The organism is Streptomyces sp. NPDC053665 (assembly GCF_055585285.1).
The window spans coordinates 347,114-365,155 of the sequence record NZ_JBVJKK010000008.1; the positions used below are offsets into that span (position 1 = coordinate 347,114).

Here is an 18,042-nt window from a genome sequence, read left to right on the forward strand (position 1 = left end):
ACGTCCTCCATCGGGTTCTCAGATGATCCCGAAGAGCATGCCCGCCGCGAGGATGGCGAGACAGGTGAGGGCGGCCCACTTCACGACGAACCTGGTGTGGTCGCCGAACTCCACCTTGGCCATGCCGACCAGCACGTACACGGCCGGGACGAGCGGGCTGGACATGTGCAGCGGCTGGCCGACCAGGGAGGCGCGGGCCATCTCCAGCGGGGAGACGCCGTGCGCGGCGCCGGCCTCGGCGAGGACGGGCAGGACGCCGAAGTAGAAGCCGTCGTTGGACATGAAGTAGGTGAGCGGCAGGCTCAGGATGCCGGTGACGAGGGCCATGTGCGGGCCCATGCCGGCCGGGATGACGTCGACCATCCAGGTGGCCATGTGGTCGACCATGCCGGTGCCCTGGAGGACGCCGGTGAAGACGGCGGCGGCGAAGACCATGCCGGAGACGTTCAGCACGTTGTCGGCGTGTGCGGCGAGCCGGGCCTTCTGGTCGGGGATGTTCGGGAAGTTCACCGACAGGGCGATCGCGGCGCCCAGCAGGAACAGCACGGGGATCGGCAGCAGCTCCGTGATCATGGCGGTCAGCAGGGCCACCGTGAGCAGCGCGTTGAACCAGTAGAGCCTCGGGCGCAGGGTGGAGCGGTTCGGGTCGAGGCCCTGGAAGCCGTCGTCCCCGGCGGGGGCGTCCGTGCCGCCGGCGCCCTCGGGAGCGTCCGTGCCGGAGCCGGTGCCGGCCGCGCCGCTCTTGCGCAGGGAGACCGTGCCGTCGCCCGGGCCGCCGGCGCCGACCAGGACCGTCTCGGTCTCCTTCTCCTCCTCCAGCACCTGGTCCAGCGTCAGCACGCCGAGCCGCCGCCGCTCGCGCACGCCGAGGACGTAGGAGAGGCCGAACACGAAGAGCAGGCCCACCGCGAGCGCCGGGATCATCGGGACGAAGATGTCGCTGGCGTCGAGCTTGAGCGCGGTCGCGGCGCGGGCGGTCGGGCCGCCCCAGGGCAGGGTGTTCATCACGCCGTTGGCCATGGCGGCGACACCGGTCATCACGACCATGCTCATCTTCAGGCGCTTGTACAGCGGATACATCGCCGAGACGGTGATCATGAAGGTGGTGGAGCCGTCGCCGTCCAGCGACACGATCGCGGCCAGCACGGCGGTGCCGACGACGATCCGCATCGGGTCGGCTTTGCAGAACTTGAGGATGCCGCGGACGATCGGGTCGAAGAGCCCGACGTCGATCATGACGCCGAAGTAGACGATCGCGAACATGAGCATCGCCGCGGTGGGGGCGAGGCTGGTCACGCCGTCGATGACGTAGTCACCGAGGTGGGCGCCCTTGCCGACGAACACGCAGAACAGCGCGGGGATCAGCACGAGCGCCGCGATCGGCGACATCTTCTTCATCATGATCAGGACCAGGAAGGTCGCGATCATGGCGAAGCCGAGGATGGTCAGCATGAGTGGATACCTAACGTTCGCCCTTGAACATCCCACCAGGGCCGGCGGTGTCCGCGACGTTAGGTGCCGTCGTGCAGCGTTAACAAGACGTTGACGTGCGAGCAATAAGCGCAAAACTGCTGGTCACAGCTTTGCTCAGGTCAGCGCGCCGAGCTCTCCGGCCGAGGGCGCGGCGCCCGGGGCGGACTGGGGGGCGGTCTGCGGGACGGTGTGCGGGGCGGTCTGCGAGGCCACCTCGACCGGCACTCCGTTGAGGACCGCGTTGCCCGACAGCGGGTCCAGGAGGCGGCCGTCGAGGAGCTGGTTGACGTTGACGCCGGGGTCCTTCGCGGCGTGGCCGAGGCGGGTCCCCGGGCGGTCGTGGCCCCAGCCGTGCGGCAGGCTCACCACGCCCTTGCGGACCGAGTCGGTGACCTCGGCCGGGGCGGTGACCTCTCCCCCGGCGCCCTTCACCCGCACCGGCGCCCCGTCCGTGACGCCGAGCCGCTCGGCGTCCTCGGGGTGGATGTGCAGGGTGCAGCGGTTCGAACCGCCGGTGAGGGCGGGCACGTTGTGCATCCAGCTGTTGTTGGAGCGCAGGTGCCTGCGGCCGACCAGGACGAGCCCGGCGGGGCGGTCGGCCAGGGCCGCACGCAGCCGGGGCAGATCCGCGGCGATCGGGCCGGGCAGCAGCTCCACCTTGCCGCTGCGGGTCTTCAGGGGCTGGGGCAGGCGGGGCTGGAGCGGGCCGAGGTCGATGCCGTGCGGGTGTGCGAGCAGCTTCTCCAGGCTGAGCCCGTCCGGTCGTACGCCGAAGCCGTCGCCGTAGGGGCCGAGGCGCAGCATCATGTCCAGGCGCCGTTCGGGGCCGGTGTCGCCGGTGAGCCGGCCGGCGAGCTCGTGCGGGTCGCGGCCGTGGACCGGCGAGTGGGGCTCCTGCACCGCCTTGCCGAGGGTCTGGTCGACGACCATCCGGTCGACGGCCTCCGGATCGGCTCCGTGCATGCCCGTGACGGCCAGGATCAGCCGCGCCAGGATCTCCGTCTCGGCCATGCGGTCCGGCTCCAGCGGAATCGCGGGGCGGGTGTAGCGGACCTGGTTGCGCACGGCGAGGGTGTTGAAGGCGAAGTCGTGGTGCGGGCTGCGGGAGGGCGGGGGCGGGGGCAGGACCACATGGGCGTGGCGTGAGGTCTCGTTCAGGTACGGGTCGACGCTGACCATGAACTCCAGCGAGTCGAGGGCCTTGTCGAGCCGGTCGCCGTCGGGTGCGGACAGCACCGGGTTGGCGGCGACGGCGATCAGCGCGCGCACCGGTTCGCCCTCCTCGGTGGCGGTGTCGATCTCCTCGGCCATGGCGGACAGGGGCAGTTCGCCCTTGGCCTCGGGGTGCCGGCTCACGCGGGAGTGCCAGCGTCCGAGGGCGAAGCCGCGGCCGGGCCCGGCCGGGCGCGGGGTCCGGTCGGTGGCCGCCTGCGGGAAGAGCGCGCCGCCGGGCCGGTCGAGGTTGCCGGTGAGGACGTTGAGGACGTCGACGAGCCAGCTGGCGAGCGTGCCGTGCGGGACGGTGCAGCTGCCGATGCGGCCGTAGACGGCGGCGGTGGGGGCGGCGGCGAGGTCGCGGGCCAGGGCGCGGATGAGGCCGGCCTCCACGTCGCAGGCCCCGGCGACGGCCTCGGGCGTGAAGTCCCCCAGGGCTTCGTCGAGTTCGTCGAGGCCCTGGACGTGCGGGGTCGGGTCGGCGAGGCCCTCGTCGAGGAGCACGCGGGCCATCGCCGCCAGCAGCAGGGCGTCGGTGCCGGGCCGGACGGCGATGTGCCGGTCGGCGAGCTTGGCGGTGCGGGTGCGCCGCGGGTCGATCACGACGAGGGTGCCGCCGCGGGCCTTGAGCGCCTTGAGCTTGCCGGGGAAGTCGGCGGCGGTGCACAGACTCCCGTTGGACTCCAGCGGGTTGGCGCCGATGAGGAGCAGGTGGTCGGTGCGGTCGAGGTCGGGCACCGGGATCGCGTTCGCGTCGCCGAAGAGCAGGCCGCTGGAGACGTGCTTGGGCATCTGGTCGACCGTGGAGGCGGTGAAGACGCTGCGGGTGCCGAGCGCGGCGAGCAGGACGGGTGGGTAGAGGGCGCCGGCCATGGTGTGCACGTTGGGGTTGCCGAGCACGACGCCGACCGCGTGCGGGCCGTGCCGCTCGACGATCGGGCGGATCCCGGTGGCGACGGCGTCGAAGGCCTCTTCCCAGGTCGCCTCGCGCAGTGCGCCGTCCCGCCGGACGAGGGGGGTGCGCAGCCGGTCGGGGTCGGAGTCGACGGCGCCGAAGGAGGCGCCCTTGGGGCAGATGAAGCCCCGGCTGAACACGTCGTCGCGGTCACCGCGGGCACGGGTGACCTGCGTCCCCTCGATGGTGAGGGTCAGGCCGCAGGTGGCCTCGCACAGGGGGCAGATACGCAGGGCGGTGCGGGACACGGGTCCTCCCGGGACGGCGGCGGCGGTGACGCGCTGACCCGCCCGAGCATACCGACCGGTATGCATGGAGGGGAGGCCCTTGCCGGCATCGCCTGCCGGCGGCAGGACCGGCCGGACGCCGTTGTTCTCCGGAAAGCGTCAGTCGAGCACCCGCGAGAGGTAGGACCGCAGCATCTGCCGTGCCTCCTCGATGACCTTGGGATCGCCTTCGGGCGCGACCCGGAAGGCCAGGTGCACGAGGGTGTCGGCGGTCTCGACGGCGACGAGGAACACCCGGCGCAGGTCCTCGTCCGGCTCGCGGTCGAGGTAGCCGCCCAGCAGCTCGGTGAGGCGGTCGGCGACGCGGTGGTTCGGTTCGGCCTGGCGGGCGCCGACCGGGATCTGGTTGCCGAAGTCGACGAGGGAGAAGCCGGGGGCGGTCCGCTTCATCTCCAGGTACTCGTCGAGCACGGCGTCCATGGCCCCGCGCCAGCCTGCCTCGGCACCGGCGCCCTCCAGGCGCTGGGCGATGCGCACGGTGTAGCGCTCGAGGTTGCGCTGCGCCAGCGCGTCGGCCATCTGCCGCTTGTTGCCGAAGAAGCGGTACACCGAGCCGATGGGCACCCCGGCGCGCTGGGCGACGGCCCGGGTGCTCAGGGCGTCGTAGCCGACCTCGTCGAGGAGGTCCGCGCAGGCGTCGAGGATCCGGGTCAGTCGTTCCGCGCTGCGCCGCTGCACGGGCGCGCGGCGGAGGGGTGTCGTGGGGGGCACGGGTTTCATGATGCCCCTAGGCCCCGTCCGGGTGAACCCAGCCCCCGCCCGGCACCGGGATCCCGGCCGGGGAGACCGCCGCCGAGGCCAGCCCTTCGGGGAAGGAAGCGACAACGAATCGGCCACCCCCCGAGGACGACACCCCCACCCGGCACACCGGCGCCGCGGCCCGCCCGTCGACGAGGAAGCCCGCGCGGAGCCGGCCGTCCCCCAAAGGCGAGCCCCCCTCCGGGCACGCCGGCCCCGCGGCCCGCCCGCCGGGGGAGGGGCCGGCGAGCAGGCCGCCTGCCGGAGGCGGGGCCTGCCGGCCGGTCTCCTCCTGCGGGGCGTGCCCACCGGCGGCACCGGGCAGCGGCCTGCCGGTGGCGCCCCTTCCCGCCGTTCGCCGGTCGACCCGGGCGGCCACGCCCCACCGGTCGGCGGTGACGCCGGGCAGCGCCCCTGCCCCGCTCCCGCTCGGGTCGGTCCGCCCGGCTGCCGGGCGGGGTGGCGCGGGTCCGTCGATCCCGCCCTGCGGCGTCTGCCCGCCCTCGCTGCCGGGGGACCGCTCCCCCGGGTCCGGCCGGGAGGCCGTGATGTCGGCCGTGCTCTCCACCGGCTTCCCGTCGACCGCCCACACCGTGCCGTCGTCGGCGTGGAGCCGGGCCGTGACGTGGTGGGTGCCGCGGGGGACGAGGTCCGCGGCCAGGCGGTACTGCGGGGCGCGGAGCCGTGCGACCAGGCGGCCGTCGACGTAGAGGTGGGCGAGGCCCCGGCCCGCGGCCGCCCGGGGGGTGGTACCGGCCGGCGAGAAGCGGAAGTTCCGCACGCTCAGCCGCACGTCCCAGGCGCCGCCCGCGTCGGGCTGCACCTCGACCCCGACGTCCGGGGCCCCTTCCGGTTCCACCTCGCGATACGCCCGCCCCTGCTGGTCCCGGTCGTCCAGGAGCCGGCCCACGGGTGCGGGCGAGTCCTGCCGCTCCGGGGCGTCACCGCCGGAGCCGCAGCCCGCGAGTCCGGCCGGCACGAGGACGCAGACCGCGAGCACGGCGCGAGGTGCACGTGTCCACGACATGCCCGGGAGCGTAGAACACACGTCCGGAGCGGCGGATCGTCCTCAAGTCGGGTTCCGGTCATCCGTGAAGAGGAGGGCCGCGTCCCTCTTGCGCCGGGGAAATCGCAATCCTACGGTGCTCCATAGGAATCCGAACGCAAGGGAGCGGCACACATGGGCGATGGGGGCACCACCCGCGCGAGCGCGGTCGAGCGCGGGGAAGCGCGGAAGACCGCCGAAGGGCTGACCTACCTCTCCGGCTTCGGCAACGAGCACAGCTCGGAAGCCGTCCCGGGCGCACTGCCCGAGGGCCGCAACTCACCCCAGCGGGCGCCGCTGGGGCTCTACGCGGAGCAGCTGAGCGGCACGGCCTTCACCGAGCCGCGGGCGCACAACCGCCGCTCCTGGCTGTACCGGATCCGGCCCTCGGCCGCGCACCCGGCGTTCACCTGCACCGACAACGGCTCCCTGCGCACCGCCCCCTTCACCCAGACCGTGCCCGATCCCAACCGCCTGCGGTGGAACCCGCTGCCGGACCCGGCGCCCGGGACGGACTTCCTCGCAGGGCTGTGGACCCTCGGGGGCAACGGTGACGCCACCCAGCGCACCGGCATCGCGGTCCACCTGTACGCCGCCGACGCCTCCATGGACCGGGTGTTCAGCGACGCCGACGGTGAGCTGCTCATCGTCCCGGAGCGGGGAGGGCTGCTGCTGCGCACGGAGCTCGGTCTGCTCCATGTGGAGCCGGGCCATGTGGCGCTCATCCCGCGTGGTGTCCGCTTCCGTGTGGAGCTCCTGGACGATCTCGCCCGCGGCTATGTGTGCGAGAACTACGGCGCTCCCTTCCGCCTGCCCGACCTCGGCCCGATCGGCGCCAACGGCCTGGCGAACCCGAGGGACTTCCACGCCCCCGTCGCGGCGTACGAGGACGTCGAGGGTCCGGTGGAGGTGGTGAACAAGTTCTGCGGCAACCTGTGGACGGCCACCTACGACCACTCCCCCCTCGACGTCGTCGCCTGGCACGGCAACCATGTGCCCTACGTGTATGACCTGCGCCGCTTCAACGCGCTCGGCACCATTACCTACGACCACCCGGACCCGTCGATCTTCACCGTCCTGACGTCCCCGTCGGACACCCCGGGCCTGGCGGGGGCCGACTTCGTGGTGTTCGCGCCGCGCTGGCTCGTCGGGGAGGACACCTTCCGGCCGCCGTACTTCCACCGGAACGTGATGAGCGAGTACATGGGCCTGATCGAGGGCGCCTACGACGCCAAGGCGGAGGGCTTCGTGCCGGGCGGCGGCTCGCTGCACAACATGATGTCGGCGCACGGACCGGACCGGGAGACCTTCGACCGGGCGAGCGCCGCCGAACTGAAGCCGCAGAAGATCGACGACGGGTTGGCGTTCATGTTCGAGACGCGCTGGCCGCTGAGCCTCACGCCGCACGCCGCCGGGGCGGAGCATCTCCAGCAGCGCTACGACGACGTGTGGCAGGGCCTGCAACGGCACTTCCGCCCCTTGCACTGATCATTTCCTGACGGTACGGATGACCCCGTGACCTCCTTCGCCCCGGACTCGATCGTCCTGAACCGCAAGCTGCCGCTCTGGTACCAGGTCTCGCAGTCGCTGCGCGCCTCGATCCTCGGCCGCTCGCCCCAGGACCCGCTGCGCCTGCCCACCGAGGAGCAGCTGGCCGGGCACTACGGCGTGAGCGTGCTGACCATGCGGCAGGCGCTGAAGGAGCTGGAGGACGAGGGGCTGATCTCCCGCCACCGCCGGCGGGGCACGTTCATCGAGCCGGACGCCCGCCGGGGTTCCCCGGTGCGGCTGCTCGGCTCGGTGGACGCGATCGTGGCCCAGCAGTCCGGGATGACGACCGAACTGCTGGAGCACGGCACGGTCCCCGTCCCGGGCGAACTGGCCGAGTTCTTCCCGGACCTGGCCCAGGTGACGGCGTACCACCGGCTGCGCAGCGACGAGAAGACCGGGGAGCCGACCAACCACGCCCGCAACCACGTGCGTCCCGAACTGGCCGCGCAGATCGACCTGGACGACCTCGTGCGGTGGCCGATGACGAAGGTGCTGCGGGACGTGGTGGGGGCGGACATCAGCCGCATCACGGACACGGTCGAGGCCCGGCTGGCCGACCCGGAGACGGCCCGGCTGCTGCGCGTGCCCTTGCTGAGCCCGATCCTGCACTACACGGGCGTGACCTACGACGCGGACGGGCGCGTCCTGGACGTGGCCGTCATCCACTACCGCGGTGACCGGTTCTCCTTCACCGTGACCCTGGACGCGACCTGAGCGCCGCGGACCGGGCGGGGCGTGCGGGGTGGTTCCCCGCACGCCCTGGCGAGCCGGCACACGTCGTACGATGCGGGGCGTGACGCACGACGACGCTCCGCCGCTGGCGGACCTCATGCCGTGGTCCGTCGCACCGCCGCGGCTCGGCCGGGGGTGGCCGGCGGGCCCCGACGCGGCAGCTCTGAAAGCCCGTTGGGACGCGCTGGTGAAGGCCGAGGGGCCCGACCGGGAGGCGCTGTTCGAACCGAGCCGCTCGCGCACCCTGCACACGGCGGTCGGCCGGCTGCCGGGCCGGACCGGCGCGGGCACGGAACGGCTGGCGCGGGCGTCCGGTCCCTGCCCGGAGCCGGTGCGGGTTCTGCTGGCGCCCTTCGACGAGCAGTGGCTCATCCCGGACCAGCGGCTGATCGACGCCGCCCGCCCGGAGCTGTGGCGGGTCGCCGACGAGAAGCAGGTGTTCGTCGTGGAGGCCCCGGGGACGCTCGGCTCCCCGCTGGTGTTCACCTCGCTGCTCCCCCTGCTGCGCCCCGGCCGGGTCCGCCCGCTGTTCCGCCGCCCCGGCGGCCTGGAGCCGAACCTGGCGCCCGGGCTGGTGGAGTGGCTGGGCCGTCGCCTCGGTGCCACACCGTCGCCGCTCGACGTGCTGGCGTGGATCGCGGCCGCGGTCCGGCCGGACCTCACCGTCCCGCTCACCGGGGACCCGGACACCTGGGCGAGGGGCCTGGAGCGCGGGCACCGGCTGCTGTGGCTGATGCGCCGGGACGGGGAGCGCCCCAAACTGCCGGGCGGCCGCCGACCCTACGTCCGCGCGCCGCTGCCGTCCCGCCCCGTGGCCCTGCGCTACGACCGCGAGGAGGAGGCCCTGTTCGTGGACGAGGGCCGCATCTCCCCGGTGCCGCCGCAGGCGTGGGACGTCGAGGCGGGCGGGGTCCGGGTGCTGGAGCAGTGGTTCGCGGCGCGTGTCGCCGAGCCCGAGCCGGGAACGCTCGCGGCGATCCGCCCGACCGTGTGGCCGCAGGCCTGGACCTCCGAGCTGCTGGAGCTGATCACGGTCCTGGCGCTGCTCGCCGACCTGCGGGCGCCGCAGGAGGAGCCGGCGGTGCCCGATCCGGTCACCGCGACGGAACTGACCGAGGCGGGCGTGCTCCCGGCCCCGGCCGCGGCCCGCCGCCCCGCGTCGGTCCTGGACGGCCCCGAGGAGGGCCCGGAGGGTCAACTCGCCCTGCTCTAGCCTCCGGAGGCTGTCCGACGCGACCGGGTGGGGAGGCGTCGCGGGGTCACTGCTGTGGTGGGCCGTGGTGCTGCTCGCGCTGTTCGTGCCGCCGGCGGAGCGGGAGTACGCCCGTGGAGAGCGGAGAGCGGGCGTGCTGCGGCACAGGAGCCGGGTGCGGCCCCCGGTCACGGCCGGGCGGGGAGGGGCGTCGACGGGGGGCGTGCCGCGCTCGGGAACACACCCGGCGCCTGCTGCGTGCCGTGGGGATGACGGACGACGAGTGCGCAGCGGACGCGGGGCGGTGTGACCGCCCGAGCGCGGGACCCTACCTGCCGCCGAACAGCGAGCGGCGCAGTCGGCGCAGCGGCGCGAAGAGCGAGACGCGGCGCACGCGCGCGCCCCTGCCGCTGCGGTCGTGCGGCCGACGCGCGGTCAGTTCGCGCATCAGCGAGGTGGCCTCGAGCGTCTCCCGCTGGGGGACGGCGGGGCCGCCCAGCACCGCGAGGTGGCGGTCGAGGCGCGAACTGGTCGCGCTGCTGCCGCAGGTGATCGCAGGGACCCTGGCCCTGCTGCGCACTGTTATCTGTTCCATGTCACTCCCCACCCGTACGAGTCCACCCGGCCCGGGCAGGTTAACCCTATCGTCCCGACCGGGCACACGTGTATCGCGGTCACAGGATTCACCTTCCCCGTAAGGGGGTTGACGATGTGTCGTCGACTACTCTCCGAATCCGACACTTTTCAGGGCGAGTTGGACGATGGGCTGGCTGGTGGGCTGCGGCGAGCCTCCTGCGGGCTCGACGGTCACGGCCAGTGACGTCGCGGAGGACCCCAAACCCGTGGTGACCAGGGGCGTGTCGCCCTCGAACAGCCCCAGGGAGCGAGGTGGTGCGCCCGGGCGCATGAGCCACAACTGGTGCACGCGGCCACCCGCCGGGGCGCCGTATCCGCCGAGGGTGACGACCGCGCTCCCCTCCGTGGCGGAAGCGATCACTCCGATCGTGCGGCCCCGGGCGTCCCGTCCGCTGCTCGCACGGGCGTCCGGAGCAGCGAGAACGTGGGCGATCTCACGTGACCGGTCCCGCTCGGCGGTCAGTTCGTCCTGGGTCCGGTTCGCCTGCACCGCGAACAAGGAGGCCACGACGAGGGCCGCGGCGGCGGTGGCCGTCGCGAAGGGGACGAACAGCGGGATCCGCCGCCGCACCCGCTGGCGCGGCGGCGGCCGGACCCCCCACACGTGCGGCGGCAGTTGCGGGGCGTGCGGCCGCGCCGCCTCGCGCGCCCCCTGTGGTGCGGGCTCCTGCGCGGTGGCGCGGACGGCCGCCATGACCCGGTCGCGCATCGCGGGCGGGGCCGGGACGGCGGCGGACCAGGCGAGGCGGACGGCGTCCTCGGACAGCGCGCGCACCTCGTCGGCGCACCGGGCGCAGCCCGCGAGGTGCTTCTCGAAGCGGACGCGCTCGGCGGGTTCCAGGGCGTCGAGCGCGTAGGGCGCGGCCAGGGAGTGTGGGTCCTCGCGTCGCAGCAGGCTCATGCCACCCCTCCCAGGCACTCGCGCATCCGGGTCAGTCCGTCGCGCATCCGCGTCTTGACCGTCCCCAGCGGCAGGGACAGGTGCTCGGCCACCTCACGGTAGGTGTAGCCCTCGTAGTAGGCGAGGGTGACCGACTGGCGTTGCAGCACCGTGAGCCGGTCCAGGCAGCGGCGCACCCACTCGCGCTCCAGCCCCGCCTCGACCTCCTCCGTGACGTGGTCGAAGGCGGGCTGGTTCGCCCGCAGCGCCTCGCGCTGCTCGCGTTCCCCGGCCGCGCGGGCGCTGCGCACCCGGTCGACCGCCCGGCGGTGGGCGAGGGTGAGGATCCAGGACAGGGCGCTGCCCCGGCCCGGATCGAACCGCGCGGCGGACCGCCACATCTCCAGCAGCACCTCCTGAGCCACCTCCTCCGACTGGGCGGGGTCGCGCACCACACGCCGTACGAGTCCGAACACCGGGCCGGACACCAGCCCGTACAACTCCTCGAAGGCTCCCTGGTCCCCGCCTGCCACGAGCAGCAGCAGCTCGTCCGCCTCCACTCGGTCCCCCTCTCCGAGGCCGCACCGGGCCTGTTCCCTCACACGAGGCATTCGCAACGCACACACCTCCGGACGGTGTTACGGATCCCGGCGGCGAAAACGCGGGTCACGCGGCGATGAAACAAGATCCCGGACCGGCCGTAAGAACGGTTGAGATTCGACCAATCCGCTTCGCCGACCGCTCCGAATGGCGTGTGTCAGGCAAGTTGGCACGGAGGACGGACGGCATGACACCTATCTCCAGGAACGGTGCGGGACGCAGGAGCATCGCGACCGCGGTGTGTGGCGCGCTGGCCGCCGGCGGGCTCGCGGCCGCCGGCGTGACCGCGCTGGAACCTGAGGCGGCCTCCGCCTCCAGCCACCGCGAGGCCCCGCTGATCTCCGGCACCCCGCAGTACGACAACACCGACGTGTACGCGTTCGTCAGCCCGGACAAGCCGGACACGACCACCATCGTCGCGAACTGGATCCCGTTCGAGGAACCGGCCGGCGGGCCGAACTTCTTCCCGTTCGCCGAGGACGCCCAGTACGACCTGCGCATCGACCGGAACGGGGACGCGCAGGAGGACCTGGTCTTCCGCTACACGTTCAAGACGCACACCAAGAACAAGAAGACGTTCCTCTACAACACCGGCCCCGTCGAGAGCCTCGACGACCCCGACCTCAACGTCACGCAGACCTACGACATCGAGCTGATCAAGCTGCGCCATCTGAAGGCCGTGTCGAAGACCAAGGTCGCCGACGACGTGCCCGTGGCCCCCTCCAACGTGGGCAAGGCCTCGATGCCGGACTACGCGACGCTGCGCAAGCAGGCCGTGCACGAACTCGCGGGCGGGGCACAGACGTTCGCGGGCCAGGCGGACGACCCGTTCTTCCTGGACCTGCGCGTCTTCGACCTGCTGTACGGCGGGAACCTCTCCGAGGTCGGCAACGACACCCTCAAGGGCTACAACGTCAACTCCATAGCCCTGCAGGTGCCCAGCAGCCTCGTCGCCGAGTCGCACGAGCAGCCCGTCATCGGCATCTGGTCGACGACCCAGCGCAAGAACGCCCGGGGCTACTTCACGCAGGTCTCGCGCCTGGGCAATCCGCTGGTCAACGAGGTCGTCAACCCGCTGAAGGACAAGGACCGGTTCAACGCGGCCACGCCCCGCGACGACGGGAAGTTCCTGAAGAACGTCACCAACCCGGAGCTGCCCAAGCTCATCGAGGCGATCTACAAGATCCCGGCGCCCGCCGAGCCGCGCAACGACCTGGTCGACGTGTTCCTCAAGGGCGTCAAGGACCTCAACCAGCCGCCGCACGTGACGCCCTCGGAGCAGCTCCGCCTGAACACCTCCGTCAAGCCGGCCGCCGAGCCCAAGCGGCTGGGAGTCCTCGACGGCGACAACGCCGGCTTCCCCAACGGCCGCCGCCTCACCGACGACGTGATCGACGCCTCGCTCCAGGTCGTCGAGGGTGAGCTGGTGGGCTCCAAGAACGACCTGGGCGACGCGGTCGACAAGAACGACAAGGAGTTCGAGAAGTCCTTCCCGTACGTCGCCCTGCCGACGGAGGGGTCGCGCGGCCGGCTCGCCAAGGGCGTGGACGGCGGCAACGACGTGCGCAGCCAGCTCGGCGACGCGCTGCGGCCCGCCGGTGCGCAGGGCGCGGACGACACACGCCTGATCGCCGCGTCCGCCGGGGCCGGGGCGGGCGGCATCGTCCTGATCGGCGCGGCCCTGATGTGGTGGCGCCGCATGCGGAACCGGGCGTACTGAGCCCGTCCGCCCCGCAGACAGGCGCGGCCCGTTCCCGTCCCCCACGGCGCGGGCCGCGCCGCCGATCTCCGCCCCGCCCAGCCGACCGACCGAGGAATCCCATGCCTGCGCACACGACCGACAGCACACCGGACGAGCCGGACGGCACCGGCGGTCCGGAGGAGGCGGACACTCACGCCGACCCCTCGGGCGCGGCCGGTGCAGTGGGTGAGGGCCGGGCCGGGGAGGCCGGTGCCGGGACCGAGGGCGGGGCCGGGGAGGGCGATGCCGCCCGGTGCGCGGGCGTGCTGCGGCGGGCCGGCGCGGGGGGACGGCGCCGGCGGGTCCTGCATCTGGCCGGGTGCGCGGCCCTGCTGGCCGTGGCGCTCACCGGCGGGGCCGTCGCCCTCACCGGCGCCCCGGACGGCCGGGGCGGGGACGCCGCCGTGTCCGCGGCCGCGGCGCTGTCACCCGGTGATCTCGCCCGGGGCGACCTGGGCGCGGCGGTCGGGTCCCTGCAACGACACCTGCGTGCCCAGCCGAAGGACTTCGGGAGCTGGGCCACGCTCGGGGTCGCCTACGTGGAGCAAGCCCGGACGGCGGGCGACCCCTCCCGGTATCCGCAGGCCGAGCACGCTCTGCGCCGGTCCCTCGCGCTCCGGCCGGGCAACGACCAGGCCCTCGCGGGCCGCGCCGCCCTGGCCGCCGCCCGGCACGACTTCACCGGCGCCCTCGCGGACGCCGACCGGGCCCTGAAGCAGAACCCCTACAACGAACGCGCCCTGTGCACCCGCGTCGACGCTCTCGTCGAACTGGGCCGCTACGACGACGCGGCCGAGGCGGCCCGGACCGCCGACGACCGGCGCCCCGGTGTGCCGGTCTTCACCCGCTACGCGTACGTGCACGAGCTGCGCGGCGACGTGCGCACGGCGCGTCGGGTGCTGCACCGTGCGCTGGACGCGACCCGCTCCCCCGCGGACGTGGCGTACGTGGCCACCGCACTGGGCCAACTGGCCTGGAGCCAGGGCGATCACCGGCGCGCCCTGGCCCACTACGCCCGCGCGCTGGCCGCCGACGACGCCTACCTCCCGGCGCTGGAGGGACGTGCCCGCGCCCAGGCCGCGAGCGGTGACCGCGCGGCGGCGGTGCAGGGGCTGGAGCAGGTCGTGGCCCGCTCGCCGCTGCCCGGGCCGCTCGTCGCCCTCGGTGAGCTGTACGAGGAGCGCGGAAACGAAGGCGACCGGGCGAAGGCACGCGACCAGTACGCGCTCGTCGACGCCTGGACGGCCCTGGCCCGCGCGGGCGGGGTGAACGCCGACCTCGACTCGGCCATGGCGGCCGCCGACCACGGCGACAAGAGGGAGGCCCTGCGCGCGGCACGCGCCGAGTGGGACCGCCGGCACAGCGTGCACACCGCGGACGCCCTCGCCTGGGCCCTGCACGTCAACGGCCGTGACGCGGAGGCCCTCCCCCTGACCCGGCGGGCGACCGCCACCGGCTACCGCAACGCCGCCTTCCTCTACCACCGCGGGGTCGTCGAGCGTGCCGCCGGAGACCCGCGGGCGGCCCAGACACACCTGAAGGCGGCCCTGGCGCTGAACCCCGGTTTCTCGCCGCTCGGTGCGCGCGAGGCCCGTACCGCACTCGACGACCTGGAGGGGAACCGGTGATCCTGCGCCGGCTGTCCGCGTCCGGTGCCGCCGTCCTCACGGCCGCCTGCGCGCTCACCCTGCTGCCCGCCGCCACGGCGAGCGCCCACCCGCTGGGCAACTTCACCGTCAACCGCTACGACGGCCTCGTCGCCGCTCCCGGTGAGTTGCGCGTCCACCACGTCGAGGACCTCGCGGAGATCCCGGCGACCCAGGCGAAGCCCGACGTCGAGCGGCTCGGCCTGCGGATGTGGGCGCGGGAGCGGTGCGCCTCGGCCGCGGCGGGCAGCAGCGTCACCGTCGGCGGCCGGACCGCCGTCCTCACCGTCGACAGCGGCCACGCGCGCGTGCGGCCCGGCCAGGCGGGACTGGACACCCTCCGCGTGGAGTGCGAGCTGAGCGCTCCGCTGCCACGCGGCGAGGAGACCGTGTCCCTGTCCTTCCGGGGCGCGGGCGCCTCCTCGGGCCCCGGCTGGAGGGAGATCACGGCGCGGGGCGACCGGATGACACTCACCGCGTCCGACGTCCCGGGGACGTCGCTGTCGCGAGAACTGACCCGCTATCCGGAGGAGTTGCTCTCCTCCCCCGCCGACACAGCGTCCGCCGCCCTGCGCGTGCGCCCCGGCGGCCCAGCCCTGACCGGGGAGGAGCGCGACGCCCCGGCGGCCTCGGTGCTGCCGCGCGGTGCCGACCGCTGGACGCGCGCCCTCGACGAACTGGTCGCCCGGCACGACCTCACCGCCGGATTCGCCGCGCTGGCCCTCGGCATCGCCGTGGTCCTGGGCGCGATGCACGCGCTCGCACCGGGCCACGGCAAGACCATCATGGCCGCGACGGCGGCGGCCCGGGGCGGCCGGGCCCGGATGAAGGACGTCCTGCCCATGGCCGCCTCGGTGACGGTCACCCACACCCTGGGCGTGGTCGCCCTCGGCCTGCTGGTGACGGCGGGTTCGGCGGCGGCCCCCTCGGTGATCGCCTGGCTGGGGGTCGCCAGCGGCGTGCTGGTGACACTGGCGGGCGCGAGCCTGGTCCGCCGCGCCCTGCGCAACCGCCCGCACGCCCTCGCGCACGACCACCCGCACGAGCACGGCCACGACCACGACCACCCGCACGAGGAGCACGGCCACCACCACGGCCCCGAGCACGGCCACGAGCACGAGCACCCTCACCCGCACGGCCACGACCACCCCCACGACCACGGCTCCTCGCACGACGGTCGGCATCCCGACCGCCACACCCACGGGGTCGTGCACACGCACGGCGGGTTCACCCACTCCCACCCCGTGGCCCCCACCCTGCGCGGCACCGTCCTCATGGGCTTCGCCGGCGGCCTGGTGCCCAGCCCGTCGGCCGTCGTCGTGCTGGTGGGTGCCGCCGCCCTCGGCCAGGCCTGGTTCGGGCTGCTCCTGGTGGTGGCGTACGGCGTCGGCCTCGCGCTGACCCTGACGGCGGCCGGGTACGCGGTCGTCAAGGCCGGCAGCGGTATGACCCGGCTGCTGGAGCGGCGCCCGCGCTGGACGGCGGGCCCGGTGGCCGCCCTGGTCCGGCGCACCGCCCCGCTCGGCTCCGCCTTCGCCGTCGTCGTCCTCGGCGCCGGACTGGTGTTCAAGGGGGCGGCATCCGCACTGGGCTGAGTGACGTGCGTGAGGAAATCCGGCGAGCCGGGGAAGACAGACCTCGTGGAGATTCCGCCCGGCTGCGAATGGGGGCGCCGTGTCCGAAGAACCGGGTCGCGAACGGGTGATCGCGGGTCGCTACCGACTGCTGTCCCCGCTCGGCGAGGGCGGCATGGGAACGGTGTGGCGCGCCCGTGACGAGGTGCTGAACCGTGAGGTCGCGGTCAAGGAGGTGCGGGCCCCCGCCGGGCTCGCGGCCGACGACGTGCAGCGCCTGTACGCCCGGCTGGAGCGGGAGGCGTGGGCGGCCGCCCGGGTGGCCGACCGCAACGTGGTCACGGTGTACGACGTGGCGACGGACGACGACCGGCCCTGGATCGTCATGGAGCTGGTCCGCGGCCTGTCCCTGGCCGAGGTGCTGGACGCCGAGGGCCCGATGGCGCCGCAGCGGGCCGCGCACATCGGCGCCGAGGTGCTGGCCGCGCTGCGCTCCGCCCACGGGGCGGGGGTGCTGCACCGGGACGTGAAGCCGGCCAACGTGCTGATCGCGAACGACGGCCGCGTGGTGCTCACCGACTTCGGGATCGCCACGGTCGAGGGCAGCTCCGCGCTGACCATGACCGGCGAGGTCATCGGCTCGCCCGAGTTCCTCGCCCCGGAGCGTGCGCTCGGCCGCACACCCGGCCCGGAGTCGGACCTGTGGTCGCTGGGGGTGCTGCTGTACGCGGCGGTCGAGGGCCACTCCCCGTTCCGGCACGACACCCCGCTGAGCACCTTGCGCGCCATCGTGGACGAGGAGTTGCCGCCGCCGTACCGGGCCGGTCCGCTCACCCCCGTGATCGAGGGGCTGCTGCGCAAGGACCCCGGGCAGCGGTTGCCGGCCGAGCGGGCGGAGCAGGACCTGCGGCTCGTGGCGGCGGGCGGTTCGCCGCGTGCGGACGCGACCGGGGCGGTGGCCTTCCCGCCGACGGCTGCGGTCCGCCCCGGGCATCCCCCAGCCCCGCCGGTGCCGTTCCCCGGCCACGGCACGGGAACGGGCCCGGACATCACGTCCGCCCCGGGCCCGGACACCACGTCCGCCACAGGTCCGGACCGCGACCGCAGGGCGGGCCGGGTGCTGGTCGCCGGGGTGATCGCGCTGGCGCTCGCCGTGGGCGGGCTGACGTACGCACTGCTGCACGACGACGGCGACGGCGGCGGGAGGGACGACAGCGGCGCCGGGGCGAGTTCGCCCGCGGGGACGGGGGACACCGGGGAGAACGAGGGGAACGGGAAGCCGAGTCCGTCCCCCACGCCGAGCGAGCGGGAGAGCGGGAAGAGCAGCCCGCCGCCGCAGTCGGTGCGGGTCGGCCTGGACGGGACGCGCACGCGCTACTCGGGCACCTGTCCGCCGCCGGGCGTCAGGGCGCCGCGCTTCACCTTGACGCTGACGGTGGGGACGCTCCCGGCCGAGGTGCGCTACCGCTGGCGGACGGGGGACGGCCAGGTCCTCGACGAGGGCTGGAAGACGCTGTCGTTCCCGGAGGGCGGCAGCCGTACGAAGCGGGACACGGTGACCGTGACGACGGACGAGGAGTCCGGGAGCTTCGACAACGAGATCAGGGTCGAGGTGCGGGAGCCGGTGCGGACGACGTCCGACGCGGTGCCGTTCTCGATCACCTGTGAGACGGAGACCCCGACGGACGGGGCCTCCCCTTCTCCTTCGGTGACGGACGGGGGCACGGAGCCGGGATCGGACTCCGGCTGACCGCCCGGGTGGGCGGCCGGTGGGGAG

14 protein-coding genes are annotated in these 18,042 nt (G+C 74.1%); 7 read left to right on the forward strand and 7 right to left on the reverse strand.

Annotated elements, in window-relative coordinates:
* Window positions 1-18: 18 nt before the first annotated feature.
* The 4 genes from ACZ6ZN_RS29645 to ACZ6ZN_RS29660 all read right to left on the reverse strand — a co-directional run bounded on the left by ACZ6ZN_RS29645 (window position 19) and on the right by ACZ6ZN_RS29660 (window position 5,695).
* Window positions 19-1,488, reverse strand: a complete 1,470-nt coding sequence (locus ACZ6ZN_RS29645; RefSeq protein WP_469650928.1) for a CitMHS family transporter — start codon at window positions 1,486-1,488, stop codon at window positions 19-21.
* Window positions 1,489-1,587: 99 nt separating this feature from the next.
* Window positions 1,588-3,891 carry a molybdopterin oxidoreductase family protein gene (locus ACZ6ZN_RS29650; protein WP_469650930.1) on the reverse strand — a complete coding sequence of 768 codons (2,304 nt, stop codon included), beginning with the start codon at window positions 3,889-3,891 and terminating at the stop codon, window positions 1,588-1,590.
* 138 nt (window positions 3,892-4,029) lie between these two features.
* A complete protein-coding gene (locus ACZ6ZN_RS29655) occupies window positions 4,030-4,650 on the reverse strand; it encodes a TetR/AcrR family transcriptional regulator (RefSeq protein WP_451877453.1) in 621 nt (206 codons plus the stop codon).
* 7 nt (window positions 4,651-4,657) lie between these two features.
* The gene (locus ACZ6ZN_RS29660; protein ID WP_469650933.1) at window positions 4,658-5,695 is read right to left on the reverse strand and encodes a hypothetical protein; all 1,038 of its coding nucleotides are present in this window, start codon (window positions 5,693-5,695) and stop codon (window positions 4,658-4,660) included.
* Window positions 5,696-5,848: 153 nt separating this feature from the next.
* Here ACZ6ZN_RS29660 and hmgA point away from each other — a divergent pair, with 153 nt between their 5' ends.
* The 3 genes from hmgA to ACZ6ZN_RS29675 all read left to right on the forward strand — a co-directional run bounded on the left by hmgA (window position 5,849) and on the right by ACZ6ZN_RS29675 (window position 9,209).
* On the forward strand, window positions 5,849-7,201 hold the full coding sequence (gene hmgA, locus ACZ6ZN_RS29665; protein ID WP_469650935.1) for a homogentisate 1,2-dioxygenase: 1,353 nt from the start codon (window positions 5,849-5,851) through the stop codon (window positions 7,199-7,201).
* A 27-nt stretch (window positions 7,202-7,228) separates the two neighbouring features.
* On the forward strand, window positions 7,229-7,978 hold the full coding sequence (locus tag ACZ6ZN_RS29670) for a GntR family transcriptional regulator (protein WP_469650937.1): 750 nt from the start codon (window positions 7,229-7,231) through the stop codon (window positions 7,976-7,978).
* A 70-nt stretch (window positions 7,979-8,048) separates the two neighbouring features.
* Complete coding sequence (locus ACZ6ZN_RS29675) at window positions 8,049-9,209, forward strand: type ISP restriction/modification enzyme (RefSeq protein WP_469650939.1); 1,161 nt, start codon at window positions 8,049-8,051, stop codon at window positions 9,207-9,209.
* Window positions 9,210-9,516: 307 nt separating this feature from the next.
* On the opposite strand, the gene ACZ6ZN_RS29680 is transcribed toward ACZ6ZN_RS29675, so the two are convergent.
* From ACZ6ZN_RS29680 to ACZ6ZN_RS29690, 3 genes are all read right to left on the reverse strand, one after another.
* A complete protein-coding gene (locus ACZ6ZN_RS29680; RefSeq protein WP_451877458.1) occupies window positions 9,517-9,783 on the reverse strand; it encodes a hypothetical protein in 267 nt (88 codons plus the stop codon).
* Window positions 9,784-9,909: 126 nt separating this feature from the next.
* Complete coding sequence (locus ACZ6ZN_RS29685) at window positions 9,910-10,725, reverse strand: anti-sigma factor (protein ID WP_469650942.1); 816 nt, start codon at window positions 10,723-10,725, stop codon at window positions 9,910-9,912.
* The gene (locus ACZ6ZN_RS29690) at window positions 10,722-11,264 is read right to left on the reverse strand and encodes a sigma-70 family RNA polymerase sigma factor (protein WP_398110510.1); all 543 of its coding nucleotides are present in this window, start codon (window positions 11,262-11,264) and stop codon (window positions 10,722-10,724) included. The genes ACZ6ZN_RS29685 and ACZ6ZN_RS29690 overlap by 4 nt, the downstream gene beginning before the upstream one ends.
* A 227-nt stretch (window positions 11,265-11,491) precedes the next feature.
* Here ACZ6ZN_RS29690 and ACZ6ZN_RS29695 point away from each other — a divergent pair, with 227 nt between their 5' ends.
* The 4 genes from ACZ6ZN_RS29695 to ACZ6ZN_RS29710 all read left to right on the forward strand — a co-directional run bounded on the left by ACZ6ZN_RS29695 (window position 11,492) and on the right by ACZ6ZN_RS29710 (window position 18,015).
* Window positions 11,492-13,024, forward strand: coding sequence for a DUF4331 domain-containing protein (locus tag ACZ6ZN_RS29695; protein ID WP_469650945.1), 1,533 nt, complete (start codon window positions 11,492-11,494; stop codon window positions 13,022-13,024).
* A gap of 101 nt (window positions 13,025-13,125) precedes the next feature.
* Window positions 13,126-14,673, forward strand: coding sequence for a tetratricopeptide repeat protein (locus ACZ6ZN_RS29700; RefSeq protein WP_469650948.1), 1,548 nt, complete (start codon window positions 13,126-13,128; stop codon window positions 14,671-14,673).
* Window positions 14,670-16,286 (forward strand): HoxN/HupN/NixA family nickel/cobalt transporter, encoded by a 1,617-nt coding sequence (locus tag ACZ6ZN_RS29705; protein WP_469650951.1) that lies wholly within the window; start codon window positions 14,670-14,672, stop codon window positions 16,284-16,286. The genes ACZ6ZN_RS29700 and ACZ6ZN_RS29705 overlap by 4 nt, the downstream gene beginning before the upstream one ends.
* A 79-nt stretch (window positions 16,287-16,365) precedes the next feature.
* The gene (locus ACZ6ZN_RS29710) at window positions 16,366-18,015 is read left to right on the forward strand and encodes a protein kinase domain-containing protein (protein WP_469650953.1); all 1,650 of its coding nucleotides are present in this window, start codon (window positions 16,366-16,368) and stop codon (window positions 18,013-18,015) included.
* Window positions 18,016-18,042 lie beyond the last annotated feature (27 nt).

Bases quoted from the DNA above. Each gene is read 5' to 3' on its own strand.
- ACZ6ZN_RS29655 (WP_451877453.1), bottom strand. From the start codon at position 4,650: ATGAAACCCGTGCCCCCCACGACACCCCTCCGCCGCGCGCCCGTGCAG.
- ACZ6ZN_RS29660 (WP_469650933.1), bottom strand. From the start codon at position 5,695: ATGTCGTGGACACGTGCACCTCGCGCCGTGCTCGCGGTCTGCGTCCTC.
- hmgA (WP_469650935.1), top strand. From the start codon at position 5,849: ATGGGCGATGGGGGCACCACCCGCGCGAGCGCGGTCGAGCGCGGGGAA.
- ACZ6ZN_RS29675 (WP_469650939.1), top strand. From the start codon at position 8,049: ATGCGGGGCGTGACGCACGACGACGCTCCGCCGCTGGCGGACCTCATG.
- ACZ6ZN_RS29680 (WP_451877458.1), bottom strand. From the start codon at position 9,783: ATGGAACAGATAACAGTGCGCAGCAGGGCCAGGGTCCCTGCGATCACC.
- ACZ6ZN_RS29685 (WP_469650942.1), bottom strand. From the start codon at position 10,725: ATGAGCCTGCTGCGACGCGAGGACCCACACTCCCTGGCCGCGCCCTAC.
- ACZ6ZN_RS29695 (WP_469650945.1), top strand. From the start codon at position 11,492: ATGACACCTATCTCCAGGAACGGTGCGGGACGCAGGAGCATCGCGACC.
- ACZ6ZN_RS29700 (WP_469650948.1), top strand. From the start codon at position 13,126: ATGCCTGCGCACACGACCGACAGCACACCGGACGAGCCGGACGGCACC.